16 protein-coding genes and 2 tRNA genes are annotated in these 16047 nt (G+C 64.0%); 8 read left to right on the forward strand and 10 right to left on the reverse strand.

Translation table 11 applies throughout. The annotated features are described in order from the left end of the window. Positions 1-53: 53 nt before the first annotated feature. Complete coding sequence (locus AC0L3P_RS01290) at positions 54-929, reverse strand: hypothetical protein (protein ID WP_275168208.1); 876 nt, start codon at positions 927-929, stop codon at positions 54-56. Between the two features lie 125 nt (positions 930-1054). Between AC0L3P_RS01290 and AC0L3P_RS01295 the strand changes: the two genes are divergently transcribed. Further along, positions 1055-1333 carry a helix-turn-helix domain-containing protein gene (locus AC0L3P_RS01295; RefSeq protein WP_275168207.1) on the forward strand — a complete coding sequence of 93 codons (279 nt, stop codon included), beginning with the start codon at positions 1055-1057 and terminating at the stop codon, positions 1331-1333. A gap of 149 nt (positions 1334-1482) precedes the next feature. On the opposite strand, the gene AC0L3P_RS01300 is transcribed toward AC0L3P_RS01295, so the two are convergent. From AC0L3P_RS01300 to AC0L3P_RS01315, 4 genes are all read right to left on the reverse strand, one after another. Further along, complete coding sequence (locus tag AC0L3P_RS01300) at positions 1483-1917, reverse strand: outer membrane protein assembly factor BamB family protein (RefSeq protein ID WP_473300827.1); 435 nt, start codon at positions 1915-1917, stop codon at positions 1483-1485. Positions 1918-2072: 155 nt separating this feature from the next. Then, positions 2073-3218 (reverse strand): site-specific integrase, encoded by a 1146-nt coding sequence (locus AC0L3P_RS01305; protein ID WP_275168205.1) that lies wholly within the window; start codon positions 3216-3218, stop codon positions 2073-2075. Between the two features lie 1194 nt (positions 3219-4412). Beyond that, positions 4413-4487: transfer RNA gene (locus AC0L3P_RS01310), tRNA-Thr, on the reverse strand. 163 nt (positions 4488-4650) lie between these two features. After that, positions 4651-5160: a hypothetical protein gene (locus tag AC0L3P_RS01315; protein ID WP_354058666.1), complete on the reverse strand. Its 510-nt coding sequence runs from the start codon at positions 5158-5160 to the stop codon at positions 4651-4653. Positions 5161-5443: 283 nt separating this feature from the next. Between AC0L3P_RS01315 and AC0L3P_RS01320 the strand changes: the two genes are divergently transcribed. Beyond that, positions 5444-5929 carry a hypothetical protein gene (locus AC0L3P_RS01320; RefSeq protein ID WP_354209192.1) on the forward strand — a complete coding sequence of 162 codons (486 nt, stop codon included), beginning with the start codon at positions 5444-5446 and terminating at the stop codon, positions 5927-5929. A gap of 39 nt (positions 5930-5968) precedes the next feature. Beyond that, positions 5969-6502: a hypothetical protein gene (locus AC0L3P_RS01325; RefSeq protein ID WP_473300828.1), complete on the forward strand. Its 534-nt coding sequence runs from the start codon at positions 5969-5971 to the stop codon at positions 6500-6502. Between the two features lie 66 nt (positions 6503-6568). Here the strand turns inward: AC0L3P_RS01325 and rlmB are convergent, their stop codons facing one another. Next, positions 6569-7399 (reverse strand): 23S rRNA (guanosine(2251)-2'-O)-methyltransferase RlmB, encoded by an 831-nt coding sequence (gene rlmB / locus AC0L3P_RS01330; RefSeq protein WP_473300829.1) that lies wholly within the window; start codon positions 7397-7399, stop codon positions 6569-6571. A gap of 206 nt (positions 7400-7605) precedes the next feature. Between rlmB and AC0L3P_RS01335 the strand changes: the two genes are divergently transcribed. Beyond that, positions 7606-7691, forward strand: a tRNA-Tyr gene (locus AC0L3P_RS01335). A 94-nt stretch (positions 7692-7785) separates the two neighbouring features. Further along, on the forward strand, positions 7786-8028 hold the full coding sequence (locus AC0L3P_RS01340; protein WP_473300830.1) for a GIY-YIG nuclease family protein: 243 nt from the start codon (positions 7786-7788) through the stop codon (positions 8026-8028). A gap of 37 nt (positions 8029-8065) precedes the next feature. On the opposite strand, the gene AC0L3P_RS01345 is transcribed toward AC0L3P_RS01340, so the two are convergent. Together AC0L3P_RS01345 and AC0L3P_RS01350 are read right to left on the reverse strand one after the other, a co-directional pair. Next, entirely contained in the window at positions 8066-9097 is a 1032-nt protein-coding gene (locus tag AC0L3P_RS01345; RefSeq protein WP_473300831.1) for an LLM class flavin-dependent oxidoreductase, read from the reverse strand. Between the two features lie 153 nt (positions 9098-9250). After that, positions 9251-10180, reverse strand: coding sequence for a LysR family transcriptional regulator (locus AC0L3P_RS01350; RefSeq protein ID WP_342761018.1), 930 nt, complete (start codon positions 10178-10180; stop codon positions 9251-9253). Positions 10181-10286: 106 nt separating this feature from the next. Between AC0L3P_RS01350 and AC0L3P_RS01355 the strand changes: the two genes are divergently transcribed. The 3 genes from AC0L3P_RS01355 to AC0L3P_RS01365 are packed head-to-tail and all read left to right on the forward strand — an operon-like array spanning position 10287 to position 12853. Further along, positions 10287-11090, forward strand: coding sequence for an MFS transporter (locus tag AC0L3P_RS01355; RefSeq protein WP_473300832.1), 804 nt, complete (start codon positions 10287-10289; stop codon positions 11088-11090). A 6-nt stretch (positions 11091-11096) separates the two neighbouring features. Next, positions 11097-11588 carry a GAF domain-containing protein gene (locus tag AC0L3P_RS01360; RefSeq protein WP_473300833.1) on the forward strand — a complete coding sequence of 164 codons (492 nt, stop codon included), beginning with the start codon at positions 11097-11099 and terminating at the stop codon, positions 11586-11588. A gap of 17 nt (positions 11589-11605) precedes the next feature. Next, positions 11606-12853: a metal-dependent hydrolase family protein gene (locus AC0L3P_RS01365; RefSeq protein ID WP_473300834.1), complete on the forward strand. Its 1248-nt coding sequence runs from the start codon at positions 11606-11608 to the stop codon at positions 12851-12853. Positions 12854-12883: 30 nt separating this feature from the next. On the opposite strand, the gene AC0L3P_RS01370 is transcribed toward AC0L3P_RS01365, so the two are convergent. Further along, on the reverse strand, positions 12884-13864 hold the full coding sequence (locus AC0L3P_RS01370) for an NADPH:quinone oxidoreductase family protein (RefSeq protein ID WP_473300835.1): 981 nt from the start codon (positions 13862-13864) through the stop codon (positions 12884-12886). A 57-nt stretch (positions 13865-13921) separates the two neighbouring features. Then, positions 13922-15979: an ATP-dependent helicase gene (locus AC0L3P_RS01375; protein ID WP_473300836.1), complete on the reverse strand. Its 2058-nt coding sequence runs from the start codon at positions 15977-15979 to the stop codon at positions 13922-13924. Between the last annotated feature and the right edge of the window lie 68 nt (positions 15980-16047).

The raw sequence follows: 16047 nt of genomic DNA on the forward strand, positions 1-16047 counted from the left end.
CTTCCGTCGGGTTTGATTAGCGCCGCCGACGGGCCGTCGGCGGCGCCGATGGATTAAGCCGCGCCGATCTTGGCGGTCACGGCCGGTTTGCGCGGTCCCGGCCCGGTCGGGCGCGCGTTGGCGAAATGAACGACGGGCGCTTCGGCCCGCAACGGATCAAGATCGGGCATCAGCCCGATGCCGCAGGTCGTCTCATCCTTCTTGGCGTTCTCGCGGATAACCCCCTCGATGACGGTGGAGAAGAGGTGCGGCAGTTCGGCGAGCAGCGCCTTGCGAAGGCACGAGGTGACCGTGTCCAGCGTCTCACGGACCGGGACCTCGAAGTGCGAATCGAGCTCCTCGCGACCGATCTTGAAGTCCTTGGTGAAGCCGGTGTTCCCGTAGTAGTCGATCACGCCCGCCGTGACGCGCAAGATATTGCGGTAGCCTCGCTTCGCGAGATAGCTGGACAGCACCATGCCCGCCGCCCTCAAGTCATGCTCGGTCGGCCGCCGGGTGCGGCCGTCGACCGGGCCATTGCCCCGCTTGAAGTCGTAGACGCCGGCCCAGCCCACCTCCGGATCAACCACCACGAGATCGACCGTGACGATGCGCTCGGCAGACGCGTCGGCCCGGATATTGATCCGAGCAAGGTCTTCCGCGGCATTGCGGGCGAGCAGCAATTCGCTGGCGGCGTCGACGATCGGGATCGCGATGTCGACGAGGACGTCGAACCGGCCGCTGGCGGCGAGCGCATTGGCCGTCGTGCTCTGGAGCAAAAGGCCGTGGCGCTTCACGACGGAGCCCACCACCGAGATCGCTCGGCTGAGATCCGGGCCGATCACCGGGTCTTCATTGAAAGCCGATGCGACGGCGTTGGCAACGAGCGTTCGAGCGCTGCGCGCGAGCGCGGCCTCGGAAATGGACTCACTGAGCGACTCAACTTCCATGTAACGATCTCCTTTGGTTGACAATCGTGCTACTATAGCACGAATTAAGGAGGCCGCAACGTTTTCATGCCGAGGTACTCCGATCCAGCCGTGTTAACCTTAATCGCACCCTGAGGAGCGATTCGGTGACGGAGTTGGACCGGGAGGAGATGCTGACGTCGGCGATGATCCGTGCAGCAAGGGGACTGCTCGGTCTCGATCAGGCAGGAGCAGCCAAATTGGCAGGGCTCAGCCAGCGGACGATCTCGAAATTGGAAGCCGAGGACGACCTCTCCTCCAAAGATCTGCGCCGAAGGAATGCCCTGAAGGCCATCAGATCTGGCTTCGAGAAAGCAGGCATAGAATTCATTTTTCCGGACGAGAAGTCCGGTCAGGGAGTTCGGATTAAGCTCGCCTCCAAATAGTCGCTCAGGAAGACGGGAATATGCGAACGGGCTAGATCGCCAGGCGCTGTTTCATTGTGATGCTGGCGAGTTGATGGGACCTTCTCGGATCGGCGAATCGAAACGGACACCGGTCGGGGTCTCGATGACATCTATTTTGCCGGCAAAGCTTAAGCCACCAAGGAATCGCCGATCGGCGTCTCCATGAAATGATGACCGCTGGTCATGATCGCGTGGTATTGGCGGCCGTCGGCCTCATAGGTGATCGGCGTGGCCTGGCCGCCGGCAGGAAGCACGTCCTTCCAGATGGTTTTTCCGGTCTTAATGTCGATGGCACGGATCACATTGTCGGTCGTCGCTGCGATGAAGATCAGGCCGCCGGCGGTCACGACGGCACCGCCATTATTTGGCGTCCCAATTCTGATCGGCAACATCGACGGGATCCCGAACGGGCCGTTCGTCCGGGCTTCACCCAACGGACGATCCCACAGCGTCCTGCCGGTCTTCAGATCGATAGCGCGAATTCCGCCATAGGAGGCGTCGCTAATTTCGTGCGGAGGTTGGGTCGGGAGCCGAAAACGTTTGGTCGCTAGAAAAGATTGCAAATCGGCCAGGCGGATCGTGACTGTGCTCTCGCGATTGGCGTTGTTTCACGCGCCCCTACGCGCGGAATCTGCGCGGCCCCTGCCTTGCGCGTCTCCGATCACGGCCGCCACTCCGAGCCCAGTTGACTAGCGTCCTACAGAGATGGCGAATTCCTTTAAGGCATGCCAAACCCAAGCCCCTCGTCGGAGTTGTCATTGCCACGGGGCGTCAGCGTTTCACCCGCTGCGGTTGGGTCATCCGGGCGGGGCTGGTTCAAATTAGCGATCAATGGACGTTCGACCGGCGCGGTCGCATCGATAACCTCTCGTTTGCTGGTCTCGGCCCTGACAGCGACTGCCGGGCGAATGAGCGTCGTATTGTTACGCAACGAGATCAAGGCCGTCAGATCGGGGTCTGGCCGGGCGCAAGCAAATTTGGCCGTCCAACCATGGCGGCCGCCCGCGTAATGATTGCGGGCTGTCTTGATCGAGATATGTCCAGCTAGGGCCGCGATCTCCGCGGCGCCGAAGCCGGCGCGCTTCCAGTTAGCCATGGCTACGTGCCGTGTGGTGTACAACGACCACCTACGGATGCCCAACCGCGCACAAACCCTCGCCAGCCTCTCGCCAAGCCGCCCGAGGAGCCGCCTCCAGTTTTCTTCCAGTCCATAGAAAAGGCGGCGAAGCCCGGCGATCAGCTGCTCTACTAGATGCGTGATACCCTCCGGAAAGTTGTCGAGCAGAATAGTGCGGGTCTTGCCTGCCGATCGCCCGTTGGTTGATTTCGCGTTGGCAACAATCATTTTGTCGCCAAGGATCGTCGTGTTTAGCCATTCCTGGGGACGGAGCCCGAGGTAGGGGCCGAGGGCGATCATCAGGGACAGAACGGTATCGGTCTCGTCCAGCCCGCCGGCGAGCCTCCAGCGGCGATTGAAATCACTGCAAATCTGGAGGTATTCCGCTTTGGTCGGCGCCTTGAGTTTCGCTCCTGATGTACGCTTCCGGCAGGGGCCGCGGCGGTCCTTCAGCAGAGTCGTCAGGTCGGCGAGGCCGGACACTGCGCGATCATGGGCCAGTTCTCCTTTATTGAGCTTGTACTCAATGACCGCACGTACCTGCTGCTTGTACTGCCGCGTTGTTGCCGCCCGGAGCACGAGTGTGGGATCGGAAAACAGATGCATGAGGGCATCGATAATGTCGCCCGGCCTGGTCAGTTTCTTCTGCGCACGCGCCAGTAGCAACCATCCGCCCTTCAAGTATGAGCGCTTCGTGTCCTGCGTATGGGTCGGTTTGATCTTGCTGCCAGGAGGTTGTTTGGGCATCGCTTATGCTCCCGCTTGCGTTAGTCCATGCCCTGTTCCCTATACCCGCGGTTGGCAAGCCGGAAATTTGCCTGATCCGAAGCCACGGCGGCGCCAGTCTGGCACCGGAAAGTTTGCCCTCAGCAGGCGAGCGCAATGTTGTCCCGACAAAGAGGCGCACGAAGCTTGCATCCGGTTGGGTTTGTTCTTGTTTTGTTCTTTTTGAAAAAATGAGTGCCGTCGCCAGTGGCCTAAGTTGAGTTTGGGAATGGTCTTATACCCGCGCCAACGTTGCCAGCCTGGCCCTGTGCGTCGGCATGGGCTGCATGGAGCTGCACGACCGCATCATGGTCGGCGTGCGCACCGAGCGCCTTGCCTTGAGCTTGACGAGTTGTGGAGCTTCGTTGGCAAGATGCAAAAGAACGTCCAGTGCCACGAGATTAACGCCAAGGGCGATCAGTATGTTTTCATCGGCATCGCCGGAACGCAGAAGGCAATCATCAGCTGGGGCGTTGGCAAGCGGAGCGACGAAAGTACTTTGGAGACTTCCTACGCGACCTCCGCAACCGGGTTATTGGTCAGCCTGAGATTTCGACGGACGGCTTCCACCCCTAACGCGTAGCGATCCGCGACGCCTTTGGCCCGAATGCCTCACATGGCGTGATCGTGTAACGCATCTGGTAAAGGAAACGCAGGGCCGGTACTCGCCCGCCGCCGTAGTAGCTGTAAGCCGTGACGTAGTATCGGGCGACCCGACCAGTACGTTTCGACCTCCTACGTCGAGCGCCAGCACCTTTCGCTGTGCCTGGCCTCGCGTCGGTTCATGCGATTAACGAACGGCTTTTAGCAAGAAGCTTGACAACCACGTTGCAGCCGTCGCGCTGTACGTCGCTCACTACAATCTATGCCGTAGCCAAGTTCTTCTCCACGGCGAGTTCGACATCGCGCTTGGGGCCATCGGGCTCACGGTGCTTGCGGAGCATCTCAGCCCGCGTTCGCTGAGTTTCGAGGCATCGTTTGCGCCAAGCAGCTGTTGCACGTCGGCGAGTTGTCGTCCCGTATTCGGTTCATATCTTTAGGGTCTTCAAAATAGATGTTGGGGCTTCCGTGGGGTCCTGTTGCATTAGTGTAGCCCAGCGTAGCCCAAGAAGCTATCTGCGGCGATGAGCTGAGATAGGTCGGGGCTACAAATCAGGGATAAGCTGTTGTAAACGCTGGTGCCGGCTGAGGGGATTGAACCCCCGACCTTCGGTTTACAAAACCGCTGCTCTACCGCTGAGCTAAGCCGGCGACGCCTGAAAAACGGGGCAGGGCCGGCGTATGCCGGGGCTGTCCGCCCGTGCGCGCCGCAATACCAGACTTGCCCGGAAAGTGCCAGAACCCGCGATCCCCCTGCAGATATGAATCAGGCGGCCCGAAGGCCGCCTGATCAGTCGCGTTCGGTTCAACCGCCTTACTGGCAGATGTGGCGGCGCCCGTCTTGGCCCTTGAACCAGGTGCCGGGCGTGCAGACGAAGCCGTTGCGCTGGGCGTAGGTGCGGGTGTCCCAGCCGCGGTTGTCCCAAGAATTATTCCACGAATTATCCCAGCCATTGTCGTAGGCGTAGGCGTCGTTCGTGGCACGGAACGGGGCGGTTGCGATTGCGCCCGCAGTCCCGATGGCTGCGCCGGCCACGCCGGCGGCTGCTCCGACCGCGCCAGTGGCTACGTCGGTCGGCCAGAAGCCGGTGCGGCTCCTGTTCCAGTCGTTATTCCAATCGCCGTTGTTGGTCTGGCGATAGGACACGCGACGATGCCGATAGCCGCTATCGGTGTACGGATTTCCCGGTCCGACGTTCTGACAGTTGGCGTTGGGGAATTGCGCCGCGCACCGGCCCGGATTGGTGATCACGGCCTGCGCCATGGCAGAGCCTGTCACCAGGGTCGCCGCAATCGCCGTGGCTCCGAGAAGTTTGATATTCATGATTGTTTGGCTCCCGTTTTGTTGACGGGGGCTAAACGCCGAAGACGCCGGACGTTCCGCTGAAACCCGTGGATTTTCGTCAGCGATATTCAAACGGAAGTGAGCACGCACCATGGTTCCCGACTGCACCGTCCGGCGGCGTTAATGCTTCGCTAGTTCGCCTTGCAGCATTTGAGCGGCGCGCAATCCTTACACATTAGGCTTACCAGCAATTGGTGAGAGGGCCTTAACCCTCTCTGCGTCGCTATCGGGTAGGTTGTCGCCGAATAAATGGGATCCCCTCATGCGCGCATCTGCGCTCGCTGCGTTTCTGATCGGACTGCCCGCGACGGCGTTTGCCGGCGGCGGCTTCGATATCGTCGTCCCCGGCCGCCCGGGCGTGCCCATCATCATCAACAACATCGACGCGTCCTATGCCGTGGTCGAGGGGACCTGGGGCCTGGGGAAGAACGTCCAGGTGCAGCCCACGATCTATGGCGGACGTTACGTCGCCGAGCGCCAGCCCGCCGACGTCGGCCATTACTACCCGACGCTGGGCCTGCGGCCCGGCTATGGGCGGCTCGAGGTCGAGCCGCCCGCGAACCGCAAAATGCCCAAGCCCGCCGAGAGCTATTACCAGAGCTGGGGCGCGCAATCGGCGCCGCTGCCGCCGCAGATGGACGTGCCCGTCAATCCGCCGCCGGTGATCCTCGCGCCTGAGATCAACGACTATCCGCGGCGTCCTCGGCCGCGGCCGCGTGCAGAGATGCCCGGCAGGCCGCCGGGTTAAGAAACGAAAACAACAAACGAAAATCAACAGGAGAGAGTAATGCGTCAGATGATTTCGGGACTGGTCGTGGCGGCTGCCGCGATGTTCGTGGCTACCGCGCCCGCCGCGGCCTGCGGCTTCAATCCGTGCCAGCCGGTCGCGCCGGTCTATTCCGGCTGCAACACCGGCTGCGGCGGTTATGGGGCCGGCTACGGCTACGGTTATGGCGCCTATGAGCGTCTCGCCGAGCCCACCACGCAATATTATCACGTCAACCAGGGCCCGACCTATACCGGCCCGGGGGCCTTCGCGCCGTATCCGACCTATCGTGAGGACGCGGTGGTTGCGCCCGCCAATTACGGCTACGGCCGTGGCTATGGTTACGGCAACGGCTATGGCTATCGCGCCGCCGCGGTCGAAGCGCCGGCCGCCTATCCCTACCGCCGCCCGTATTACCGTCCGTATCGCTACGGCTACGGCCCGCGCGCCGGCTATCTGCCGCGCACGCATTACGGCTACGGTCCGCGCTACGGCTACGCTCCGCGCCATGCGCCGTACTATGGCGGCCACCGCGTGCTGCGCCGCTATTACTGATCGCTTGATCGGTTGAGCCAACGAGACGCCCGTCCGCGATGCGGACGGGCGTTTTGTTTTGCTTTGTTACCGCTTCATCAGCCCGAGCCGGCTGGCGCCGACATAGAGCGAGAGCACGGCGGCATTCGAGACGTTGAGGCTCTTGATCTCTCCGGGCATGTCGAGCCGCGCCACGACGCTGCAGGTCTCGCGCGTCAATTGCCGCAGGCCTTTGCCTTCCGCGCCCAGCACCAGCGCGAGCGGCTCGCGCAGGGTGACCTCGGAGAGATCCGCGCTGCCTTCACTGTCCAGCCCGACGGTCTGGAAGCCGAGCTCGTTCAGCGTGGTCAGTGCCCGGGCGAGGTTTTGCACCGTCACCATCGGGACGAGCTCCAGCGCGCCGGAGGCGGCCTTGGCCAGCACGCCGGTCGCTTCCGGACTGTGGCGCGCGGTGGTGACGATCGCCTTCACCGCAAACGCTGCCGCCGAGCGCAGGATGGCGCCGACATTGTGCGGATCGGTGATCTGGTCGAGCACCAGCACCATGCCGTCCTGCTCCAAATCCTCGATGTCGGGCGAGGGCAGGGGATCGGCCTCCGCGAGCAGGCCCTGGTGCACGGCGTCGGGCGACAGCAGCCGGTCGATCTCCTGGGGCCGGACGATCTCGGGCGTGACCGGGATTGCGATGTTCTCGTCCGCCAGACGCCTTGCGGCGTTCTCGGTCAGGGTCAGCTTGCGGATCTGCCGCTGGGGGTTGGCGAGCGCCATGGTGACGGTGTGCCAGCCATAGAGGATGACAGGCCCGTCGGTATCCGAATCGCGATCGCGCCGGGCCGGCCGACCGGCCGATTTTCCGGGCCTGTTGAAGGGCTTAGACCCGCCGCGGGGGCCCCTGGGGTTGAATTTTCGATCCTTCATGGGCTCGCTTGTGTCACGGGTCCCCGAATATGGCAATTTGGGTGGCTTCGGGGGCGATTTTAGCTGTTCGCCTCGGTTGACTTTACCCCACCGCTTCGCCGATAACCGCGCCCGGTCGCGCCCCCATCCGGGCTGTCGCGGCCTTCACGTTCCATGGCCGTCTTCGGTCGCCGGCAAGGTCCGGCCCGATTGTGCTGCCGTCGAGCGGGGGAGTGTCCCGAGTGGCAAAGGGAGCTGACTGTAAATCAGCCGCCTTATGGCTTCGCAGGTTCGAGTCCTGCCTCCCCCACCATCCTGCTTCGCGCTGACGCGCTTCGCAGGATTTGCAGCCTTTCACTGCGCGAAGCAGGATGCCCTCCGAAGCCTGGGCGAAGGAGGGCGGCGTCATGCACTATGTCTATCTTCTGGAGAGCGAAGCTTCCGTGGGCCAACGCTATATCGGGCTGACGAAGGATCTCAAGCAGCGGCTAGCCGATCACAACGCGGGTAAATCGCCGCACACGTCCAAGTACGGTCCGTGGCGACTGGTGACCTATGTGGCCTTTTCCGACATCGAGAAGGCTAGAGCCTTCGAACGCTATTTGAAGTCCGGTTCGGGCCACGCCTTCGCGAAGAAGAGACTTTGGTGAGCGAAAGCGAAGACGGACTGAAGCGGATCCGATCGCCTCACCCCATCATCTCCCGCACCATCGGCACCACCTTCCGCCCGTAGAGCTCGATGCTCTTCATCAGCTTCTCATGCGGCAGGGGGCCCGCCGAATATTTCAGCTGGAAGCGCGAGATGCCGAGTGCCTTTGCCGTCTTGGCGATCTTGCGCGCGACCGTCTCCGGCGAGCCGACATAGAGCGAACCGTGCTCGGCCTCGCTCACGAACTCGTCGCGGCCCATCGGGGGCCAGCCGCGTTCCTTGCCGATGCGGTCGCGCATCGCCTTGTAGTCGGGCCACAGTTCCTCGCGCGCCTGTTCGTCGGTCTCGGCGACATAGCCGGGCGAGTGCACGCCGATCGGCTGGGCCGGGCGGCCGAATTCCTTGAACGCGCGGTGATAGAGATCGACGAAGGGCGCGAAGCGCGCCGGATCGCCGCCGATGATCGCGAGCATCAAGGGCAGGTCGTAATGCGCGGCGCGCACCACCGATTTCGGACTGCCGCCGACGCCGATCCAGGTCTTCAACGTGCCGTTCTCGACCGGGGGATAGACCAGCTGACCCTTGAGCGGCGGACGCAGCTTGCCTTCCCAGGTCACCGGCTTCTGCGACAGCAGTGCTGCGAACAGATCGAGCTTCTCCTCGAACAGCTCTTCGTACTTGCCCAAATCAAAGCCAAACAGCGGAAAGGACTCCGTGAACGAGCCGCGACCAAGGATCACCTCGGCGCGTCCGTTCGAAAGCGCGTCCAGCGTGGCAAAGCGCTGGAAGACGCGGATCGGATCATCCGAGCTCAGCACGGTCACGGCAGAGCCGAGATGGATGCGCTTGGTCCGCGATGCGACGGCGGCCAGCACGGTCTCAGGGGACGAGATCGCGAAGTCGGCGCGGTGATGCTCGCCGAGGCCGATGAAGTCGAGGCCGAGCTCGTCGGCGAGCACCGCCTCGTCGACGACGTTGCGGATCACTTGCGCGTGCGGAAGCATCGCGCCGGAGGCGTCCCTGGTGACGTCGCCAAAGGTGTCCAGTCCGAATTCGAGCGGTGCGGTCATTGATGAGATCTCTGCGGGCGCGGCATGCGCGTCTGTCAATGTGGGGGGATTGCTTTGCGTTGCAGCTAGGCAGTGAAGACCGCTGCAACCATACTGCTTCTAGAAACCCATGGTTTCCGCATTTTCATCGTGACAGCCCTTGCGCCCGCGGCTTCAGTCAGACCTGGCAAACATCTCGACCAGGGTCTCGCGCAGCCAGCGCTGCGCCGGCACGGTGTCGTTGCGCTGGTGCCAGAACAGGCTGACGATGCGCGGCGGCGCCTTGAGCGGAAGCGGCATCGCGTGCAGGAACGGCGCGTGCCGGGATTGCGAGCGCAGATCGCTCGGCAGCACGGCGATCAGGTCGGACTGGCGCACGACCTCGTAGGCGGCGCTGTAGTGATTGACGGTCGCAACCAGGTTGCGCGACAGCCCGCGCGAGGCGAGGAAGAGGTCGTAGGACGGCAAGGTCTTGCCGGCGAGGCTCACATCGACATGCCCCGCGTTGAGGAAGCTGCGCGTGCTCAGCCGCTTCATCGTCGCGAGGGGATGACCGCGCCGCATGAAGCAGGCGTAGTCGACGGTCCACAGCGAGCGCGAGCGGATGGCGGCCGGCTGCTGTGCTTCGTTGACATAGACGCTCAACACACAATCAACGCGATTGTCCTCGAGCTGGTCAGCGATCTCCACGACGGTGTTGGGGACGGTATGGATTCGCGCCTTCGGCGCGACACTGCCGAAATGGTTCAGCAGGTTCGGCATCACCAGCGAAGCGACATAATCCGACATGGACAGGCTGAATTCGGTCTGCGCACGGCGCGGATCGAACACCTGCTCGTCGAGCGCGCCGCGGACGGTTTCGAGCGCTTCGCCAATCGGCTCCCACAGCACCACGGCGCGCTGGGTCGGACGAATGCCGGTGCCGGACCTGACGAACAGGGGATCGCCGAGCGCGTCCCGCAGGCGTGCGAGCGCGTTGCTGACCGCCGGCTGCGTCATCAGAAGCGCGTTGGCCGCGCGCGTGACGCTGCCCTCGGTCATCAGGGCCTCGAAGACTTTCAGCAGGTTGAGGTCGAGCTTTCGGAACGACAGAACATTCACCACGGTGATGTACTAGATCATGATTATAAATTATGACGATAATATCTCTTTGTCTATGGTTCCCCAGAGACGAGCGGTGTGCCGGGCCGCCAGACACGAGGGGACTTTCATGTCGATGATCTCGGCGCGCATCGAGCGCCTTCCATTCGCGCGCTTCCACGGGCATCTGCTGCTGATGGGCGGGCTCGGCTACATGTTCGACGCGATGGACGCAGCCGTGCTGGCGTTCATCCTGCCGGTGCTGCGCACGACCTGGAATCTGTCGAGCGTGCAGATCGGCGTGCTCGGCAGCAGCACCTATATCGGCTTCCTGTTCGGCGCGCTGCTGGCGGGCACGCTGGGTGACCTGATCGGCCGTCGTGCGGTGATGATGTCGGCGCTGGCGCTCTATTGCGTAGCATCCATCGTCAGCGCGGCGGTGAATGACTGGTCGTCCTTCTTCGCCGCCCGCGTCGTCGCGGGCATGGGCACCGGCGCGGAGAGCGCAATCATTGCGCCCTATCTCGCGGAATTCGTCGCAAGGCGTTACCGCGGCAGCTTTACCGGCGCGCTGGCCGGATTTTTCTCCTTCGGTTTCGTCGCGGCGGCCTTGCTCGGCTATTTCATCGTGCCCGCCTATGAGAACGGCTGGCGCATCGTTCTGGTGATCACCGCGGTGCCGGTCGTCATGCTGCTGTGGTGGCGCAGGGCGCTTCCGGAATCGCCGCGCTGGCTGGAAAGCCGGGGTCGGGAGAAGGAAGCCGAAGCCGTGCTGGACAGGATCGAGGCCGGTTTTGCGAGCCAAGGCCGCGTCCTGCCGCAGCCGGTCCTCGAACCCACGGCGCCTGCGGTGACTGCTGTTAGGCGCGCTCACCGTGGTGCTGATGGGGGTGCCGACGCGCGGCCGTTCGCTGGAAGAGATTGCGGCGGGTGAAGTCGCATGAGGGAGACGAAACGCCGGTCCGATCCGCTGCTCTGCGCCGTGGCGGCCGCGCAGGGCAGGGCGGATCAGCCGGATGCCCTGTACTCGGCGCTGGACGACGCCTTGAAATCGGCGATCGGGCACAAGCTGTTCACGATCCTGACCTATGACGACGACACAAGGGAAGCAGCGCGGGTGTATTCCAATCTCCCCGGACCTTACCCCGCGGGCGGACGCAAACGCCTGGCGCCGGGACCGTGGAGCGAGGCCGTGCTCGACCGCGGCGAGGCCTATATCGGCCGCACCCGGGACGATCTGCGCGAGGTGTTTTCCGATCACGAGCTGATCGCTTCGCTCGGCTGCGAAAGCGTGCTCAACATGCCCGTGCGCTGGTGCGGGCGCACGCTCGGCTCGCTCAATCTGCTCCATGAGGCAGGCTGGTACGGCGAGGACGATGTCGCTGCGTGCCTTCCATTCGCCCAGCTCGCCTTGCCCGCGTTGCTCACCTGATAAGACAGGAAGTCGTCATGTCCCGTGTGCTCTTCAAGAACGCCGCTCTGCTCGATCCGCTTCAGCCGGACCTCCTGGAGGGACATCATGTGCTGGTCGAGGACAATCTGATCAAGGAGGTCTCCGATCAGCCGCTCCAGGCCGAAGCCGATCGCACCATCGATCTGAAGGGCAAGACGCTGATGCCCGGCCTGATCGACCTACACGTGCATGCGATCGCCGTCGAGCTCAACCTGGCGCAGCAGGTGCACATGCCGAACGTGCTGGTGACGCTGCGCTCGACGCTGCTGCTGCGCGGCATGCTGCGGCGGGGCTTCACCACCGTGCGCGACGCCGGCGGCGCCGGCCATGCGCTGAAGCAGGCGATCGAGACCGGACTCACCGACGGTCCGCGGCTGTTCGTCTCGGGACGTGCGCTCAGCCAGACCGGCGGGCACGGCGACATGCGGGCGCGTTCGGATTACCTCGCCAGCGATGCACCGTGCCCCTGCTGCGTGCGTGTCGGCGCGCTGGCGCGCGTTGCCGACGGTGTCGACGGCGTGCGCAGGGCGGCGCGCGAGGAGCTCCAGATGGGGGCGGACCAGATCAAGATCATGGCCTCAGGCGGCGTCGCTTCACCGACCGATCCGGTCGGCGCCTTCGGCTACTCCGAGGACGAGATCCGCGCCATCGTCGAGGAGGCGCGCGGGCGTCAGACCTATGTGCTCGCCCACGCCTACACCGCTGCTGCCATCGAACGCGCGGTGCGCTGCGGGGTACGCACCATCGAGCACGGCAACCTGGTCGATGCTCCGACCGCGCAGCTGATGGCCGAGAAGGGCGCCTATGTGGTGCCGACGCTCGTCACCTACGAGGCGCTGGCCAACGAGGGCGCCCAATATGGCCTGCCGCCCGAAAGCGTTGCCAAGATCGCCGATGTGCGCGACGCCGGCCTGCGTTCGCTCACGATCTACCGCGATGCGGGCGTGAAGACGGGGTTTGGCAGCGACCTGCTTGGGCCGTCCCAACGGCTCCAGAGCGACGAATTCCGTATCCGCGCAGAGATTCTCGGTCCGCACGCCGTCATCGCCAGCGCGACATTGGTCGGCGCCGAGGTGCTCGGCATGGAGGGCAAGCTCGGCCGCATCATGCCGGAAGCCATCGCGGACCTGCTGGTGGTCGACGGCAACCCACTCCGCGATGTCGCCTGCCTGCTCGGCCAGGGCGAGCACATTCCGCTGGTGATGAAGGCAGGCAAGGTCCAGTTCGACCGGCTGAACGCTTAGCTGCCGCCACATCCCGCGCGCCGGTGCGGCCTATTTCGAGATGCGCACGACCATCTTGCCAAGCGCCCCGCGCGTTTGCATGGTCCTGAACGCTTCCCGGAAATCATCCAGCGCGAAGACGCGACCGACCACAGGCTTCAGCTGGCCCTCGGCCAACCAGGCCGCCAGCTCCGACATCAGGCGCTTCTGCACCTCGGGCTCGCGGATCGGAAGCTGCGCGAGGTCGACGCCGAGCAGGGCGCCGCCCTTCAGCAGCGGCAGATTGAACGGTAGCGCGGGGATCGCGCCGGCAGCAAAGCCAACCACGAGATGACGTCCGCGCCAGGCGATGGAGCGAAAGGCCTGCACCGAGACCTCGCCGCCGACGGGGTCGAAGATCACGTCGGCGCCGTGTCCTCCGGTTAATTCCTTCAACGTATCGCGCCAGTTGATCTGCGTGTAGTCAACCACAGCATCGGCGCCGTGCTGTCGCGCGAACTCGCGCTTGTCTGGTGTCGATGCCGCTGCGATCACACGGGCGCCGAGCAGCCTGCCAATCTGGACAGCCGCGATTCCCGTGCCGCCGGCTGCGCCCAGCACCAGGAGCTGTTCGCCTGCGCTGAGCGACGCGCGCGCACTCAGCGCATAGAGGGCTGTCGGGTAATTGGCACGAAACGAGGCGGCGACCTCGGCCGCGACGCCGTCCGGCAGGGGATAGAGCGCTTCGGGGGTGACGACGATCTCTTCGGCAAGCGCGCCCGAGCGCGTCATCCCCATCACGCGCATGCCGGGTTGATAGCCGCCCGGTGCACCGGGCGCTTCGTCCACGATCCCTGCGAATTCAGTTCCGGGTATAAAGGGCAGGGGATCTTTGGTCTGATAGCGCCCCTCGATCTTCAAGCCGTCGACAAATCCGATCCCTGCGGCCTCTACCCGGACGCGCAGCTGTCCGGGCTCGATGCGCGGAGACGGAACGTCCTTCAGGGCGATTTGATCGATGGGCGCGTATTGTTCGACGACGACCGCTTTCATGTCGGACCTCTGTTGTTCCAGTTATCCTGACAGGCCCCGACACCAGCCTCTTGTGTCTTACCGCCACATTCCCCGCATCCGAGCGCCGATGTCGACCTTCGGGCCTTGCGCGGCAGTGCGCGCTGCGCTTGCCCCGGCCTTCGGCCAGGCAGTACGCTCGAACAGATAGACGAGCTGCTCCGGGATGAAGCGGGTGCGCGAGGCGTAGACGTGGCGGTCGCCCTTGGCGGCCTGGCCGTGGACGAAGAAGCGCTGCGGCACCACGAGGTGCAGATCGTCCTTGGCGCGCGTCATCGCGACATAGAGCAGGCGGCGTTCCTCTTCGAGCTCGGCGCTGGTGCCGGCGCCGAGATCCGACGGCATGCAGCCGTCGACTACGTTGAGCACGAATACCGATTTCCACTCCTGGCCCTTGGCGGAGTGGATGGTGGAGAGGATCAGATAGTCCTCGTCGCGCAAGGGTGGTCCGGATTTGTCGCTGGTCGCATCCGGCGGGTCGAGCGTGAGCTCGGTCAGGAATTTCTCGCGTGAGGCATAGCCGCTCGCGATCTGCTCGAGCTGCATCAGATCGGCGCGGCGCGTCTCGGAATCCTCGTGCAGGCGATCGAGATGCGGTTCGTACCAGAGCCGCACGCGTTCGAGATCGGCCGGCCATTCCGAATAGCGCAAATTTTCGATCGTGCGGACGAAGCCGGTCCAATCCGCGCCGGTGCGCGGCGGCACCGGGAGCTGGCCGAGCGCGGCGAGCGGATTGGAGCTCTCCGCCATCTGGTCGAGCACACGCTGCGCCGTCGCAGGTCCGATGCCCGGCAACAGATGCAGGATGCGAAATCCGGCGACGCGGTCGCGCGGATTCTCGGTGAAGCGCAGCAGCGCCAGCACGTCCTTGACATGCGCGGCATCGAGGAATTTCAGGCCGCCGAATTTCACGAAGGGGATGTTGCGGCGGGTGAGTTCGATCTCAAGCGGACCCGAATGCGAGGACGTCCGGAACAGCACCGCCTGGTGCTTCAAGAGCGCGCCTTGCTCACGGTTGGCCAGCACCTCCTCGACGATATAGCGGGCCTGGTCGGTCTCGTCGTGCACGGTGACGAGCTGCGGCTTTTGCGCGGAGGTACGGTCGGTCCAGAGATTTTTTGTGAAACGCTCGCGCGCCAGGCCGATGACGCCGTTGGCCGCCGCCAGCACGGGTTGCGTCGAGCGGTAATTGCGGTCGAGCGTGATCATCTCGGCGCGGGGCGAGAAGCTCTGCGGGAAATCCAGGATGTTGCGAACAGTGGCGGCGCGGAACGAATAGATCGACTGCGCGTCGTCGCCGACGACGGTGAGGCCGCGTCCGTCCGGCTTCAGCGCCAGCAGGATCGAGGATTGCAGGCGGTTGGTGTCCTGATATTCGTCGACCAGCACATGATCGAAGCGGCCGCCGATTTCTTCCGCGATCAGCGCATCGCTCATCATCTGCGACCAGTAGAGCAGGAGATCGTCGTAATCGAGCACGTGCTGGGCCTGCTTGGCCTCGACATAGGCCGCGAACAGGCCCTTCAGCTCGGCCGTCCAGCCCGCGCACCAGGGATAGTGCGCCCCTAACACCTTCTCGATCTCCATCTCGGCATTGACGCAGCGCGAGTAGATCGACAGGCAAGTGCCTTTGGCGGGAAAGCGGCTCTCCGTCTTCGACAATCCGCGCTCGTGCCGGACCAGGTTCATCAGGTCGGCGGAATCCTCGCGGTCGTGGATGGTGAAGGCAGGATCGACGCCGATCCGCTCGGCATATTCGCGCAGCAACCGCGCGCCGATGCCGTGGAAGGTGCCGGCCCAGCTCAGCGCGTCGCGCATGATCGCGGCATTGTTCTCGCCGAGTACTTTTCGGGCGATGCGCTCGACCCGGCCGGACATCTCGGCCGCGGCGCGGCGCGAGAACGTCATCAAGAGGATGCGGCGCGGATCGCTGCCCGCGACGATCAGGTGCGCGACGCGATGGGCCAGCGTGTTGGTTTTGCCGGAGCCCGCACCGGCGATGACGAGCAGGGGCGCGCCCACGGTCGCACCATCGGCCACGCCATGCTCCACGGCGCGGCGCTGCTCCGCATTGAGCGTGTCCAGATATGTCGCCACGAATCGCCCCGGTGAAACAGCCAGAGTCGGCGATCCCGCTGCGAATCGCAATGCGTCTGGACGGGACC

This window comes from Bradyrhizobium sp. WSM4874, from assembly GCF_055811835.1.

Excerpts from the sequence above, each read along its gene's own strand:
- AC0L3P_RS01355 (WP_473300832.1), top strand. The coding sequence starts at position 10,287 with ATGTCGATGATCTCGGCGCGCATCGAGCGCCTTCCATTCGCGCGCTTC.
- AC0L3P_RS01360 (WP_473300833.1), top strand. The coding sequence starts at position 11,097 with ATGAGGGAGACGAAACGCCGGTCCGATCCGCTGCTCTGCGCCGTGGCG.
- AC0L3P_RS01305 (WP_275168205.1), bottom strand. The coding sequence starts at position 3,218 with ATGCCCAAACAACCTCCTGGCAGCAAGATCAAACCGACCCATACGCAG.
- AC0L3P_RS01370 (WP_473300835.1), bottom strand. The coding sequence starts at position 13,864 with ATGAAAGCGGTCGTCGTCGAACAATACGCGCCCATCGATCAAATCGCC.
- AC0L3P_RS01340 (WP_473300830.1), top strand. The coding sequence starts at position 7,786 with ATGCACTATGTCTATCTTCTGGAGAGCGAAGCTTCCGTGGGCCAACGC.
- AC0L3P_RS01345 (WP_473300831.1), bottom strand. The coding sequence starts at position 9,097 with ATGACCGCACCGCTCGAATTCGGACTGGACACCTTTGGCGACGTCACC.
- AC0L3P_RS01320 (WP_354209192.1), top strand. The coding sequence starts at position 5,444 with ATGCGCGCATCTGCGCTCGCTGCGTTTCTGATCGGACTGCCCGCGACG.
- AC0L3P_RS01315 (WP_354058666.1), bottom strand. The coding sequence starts at position 5,160 with ATGAATATCAAACTTCTCGGAGCCACGGCGATTGCGGCGACCCTGGTG.
- AC0L3P_RS01365 (WP_473300834.1), top strand. The coding sequence starts at position 11,606 with ATGTCCCGTGTGCTCTTCAAGAACGCCGCTCTGCTCGATCCGCTTCAG.
- AC0L3P_RS01325 (WP_473300828.1), top strand. The coding sequence starts at position 5,969 with ATGCGTCAGATGATTTCGGGACTGGTCGTGGCGGCTGCCGCGATGTTC.
- rlmB (WP_473300829.1), bottom strand. The coding sequence starts at position 7,399 with ATGAAGGATCGAAAATTCAACCCCAGGGGCCCCCGCGGCGGGTCTAAG.
- AC0L3P_RS01290 (WP_275168208.1), bottom strand. The coding sequence starts at position 929 with ATGGAAGTTGAGTCGCTCAGTGAGTCCATTTCCGAGGCCGCGCTCGCG.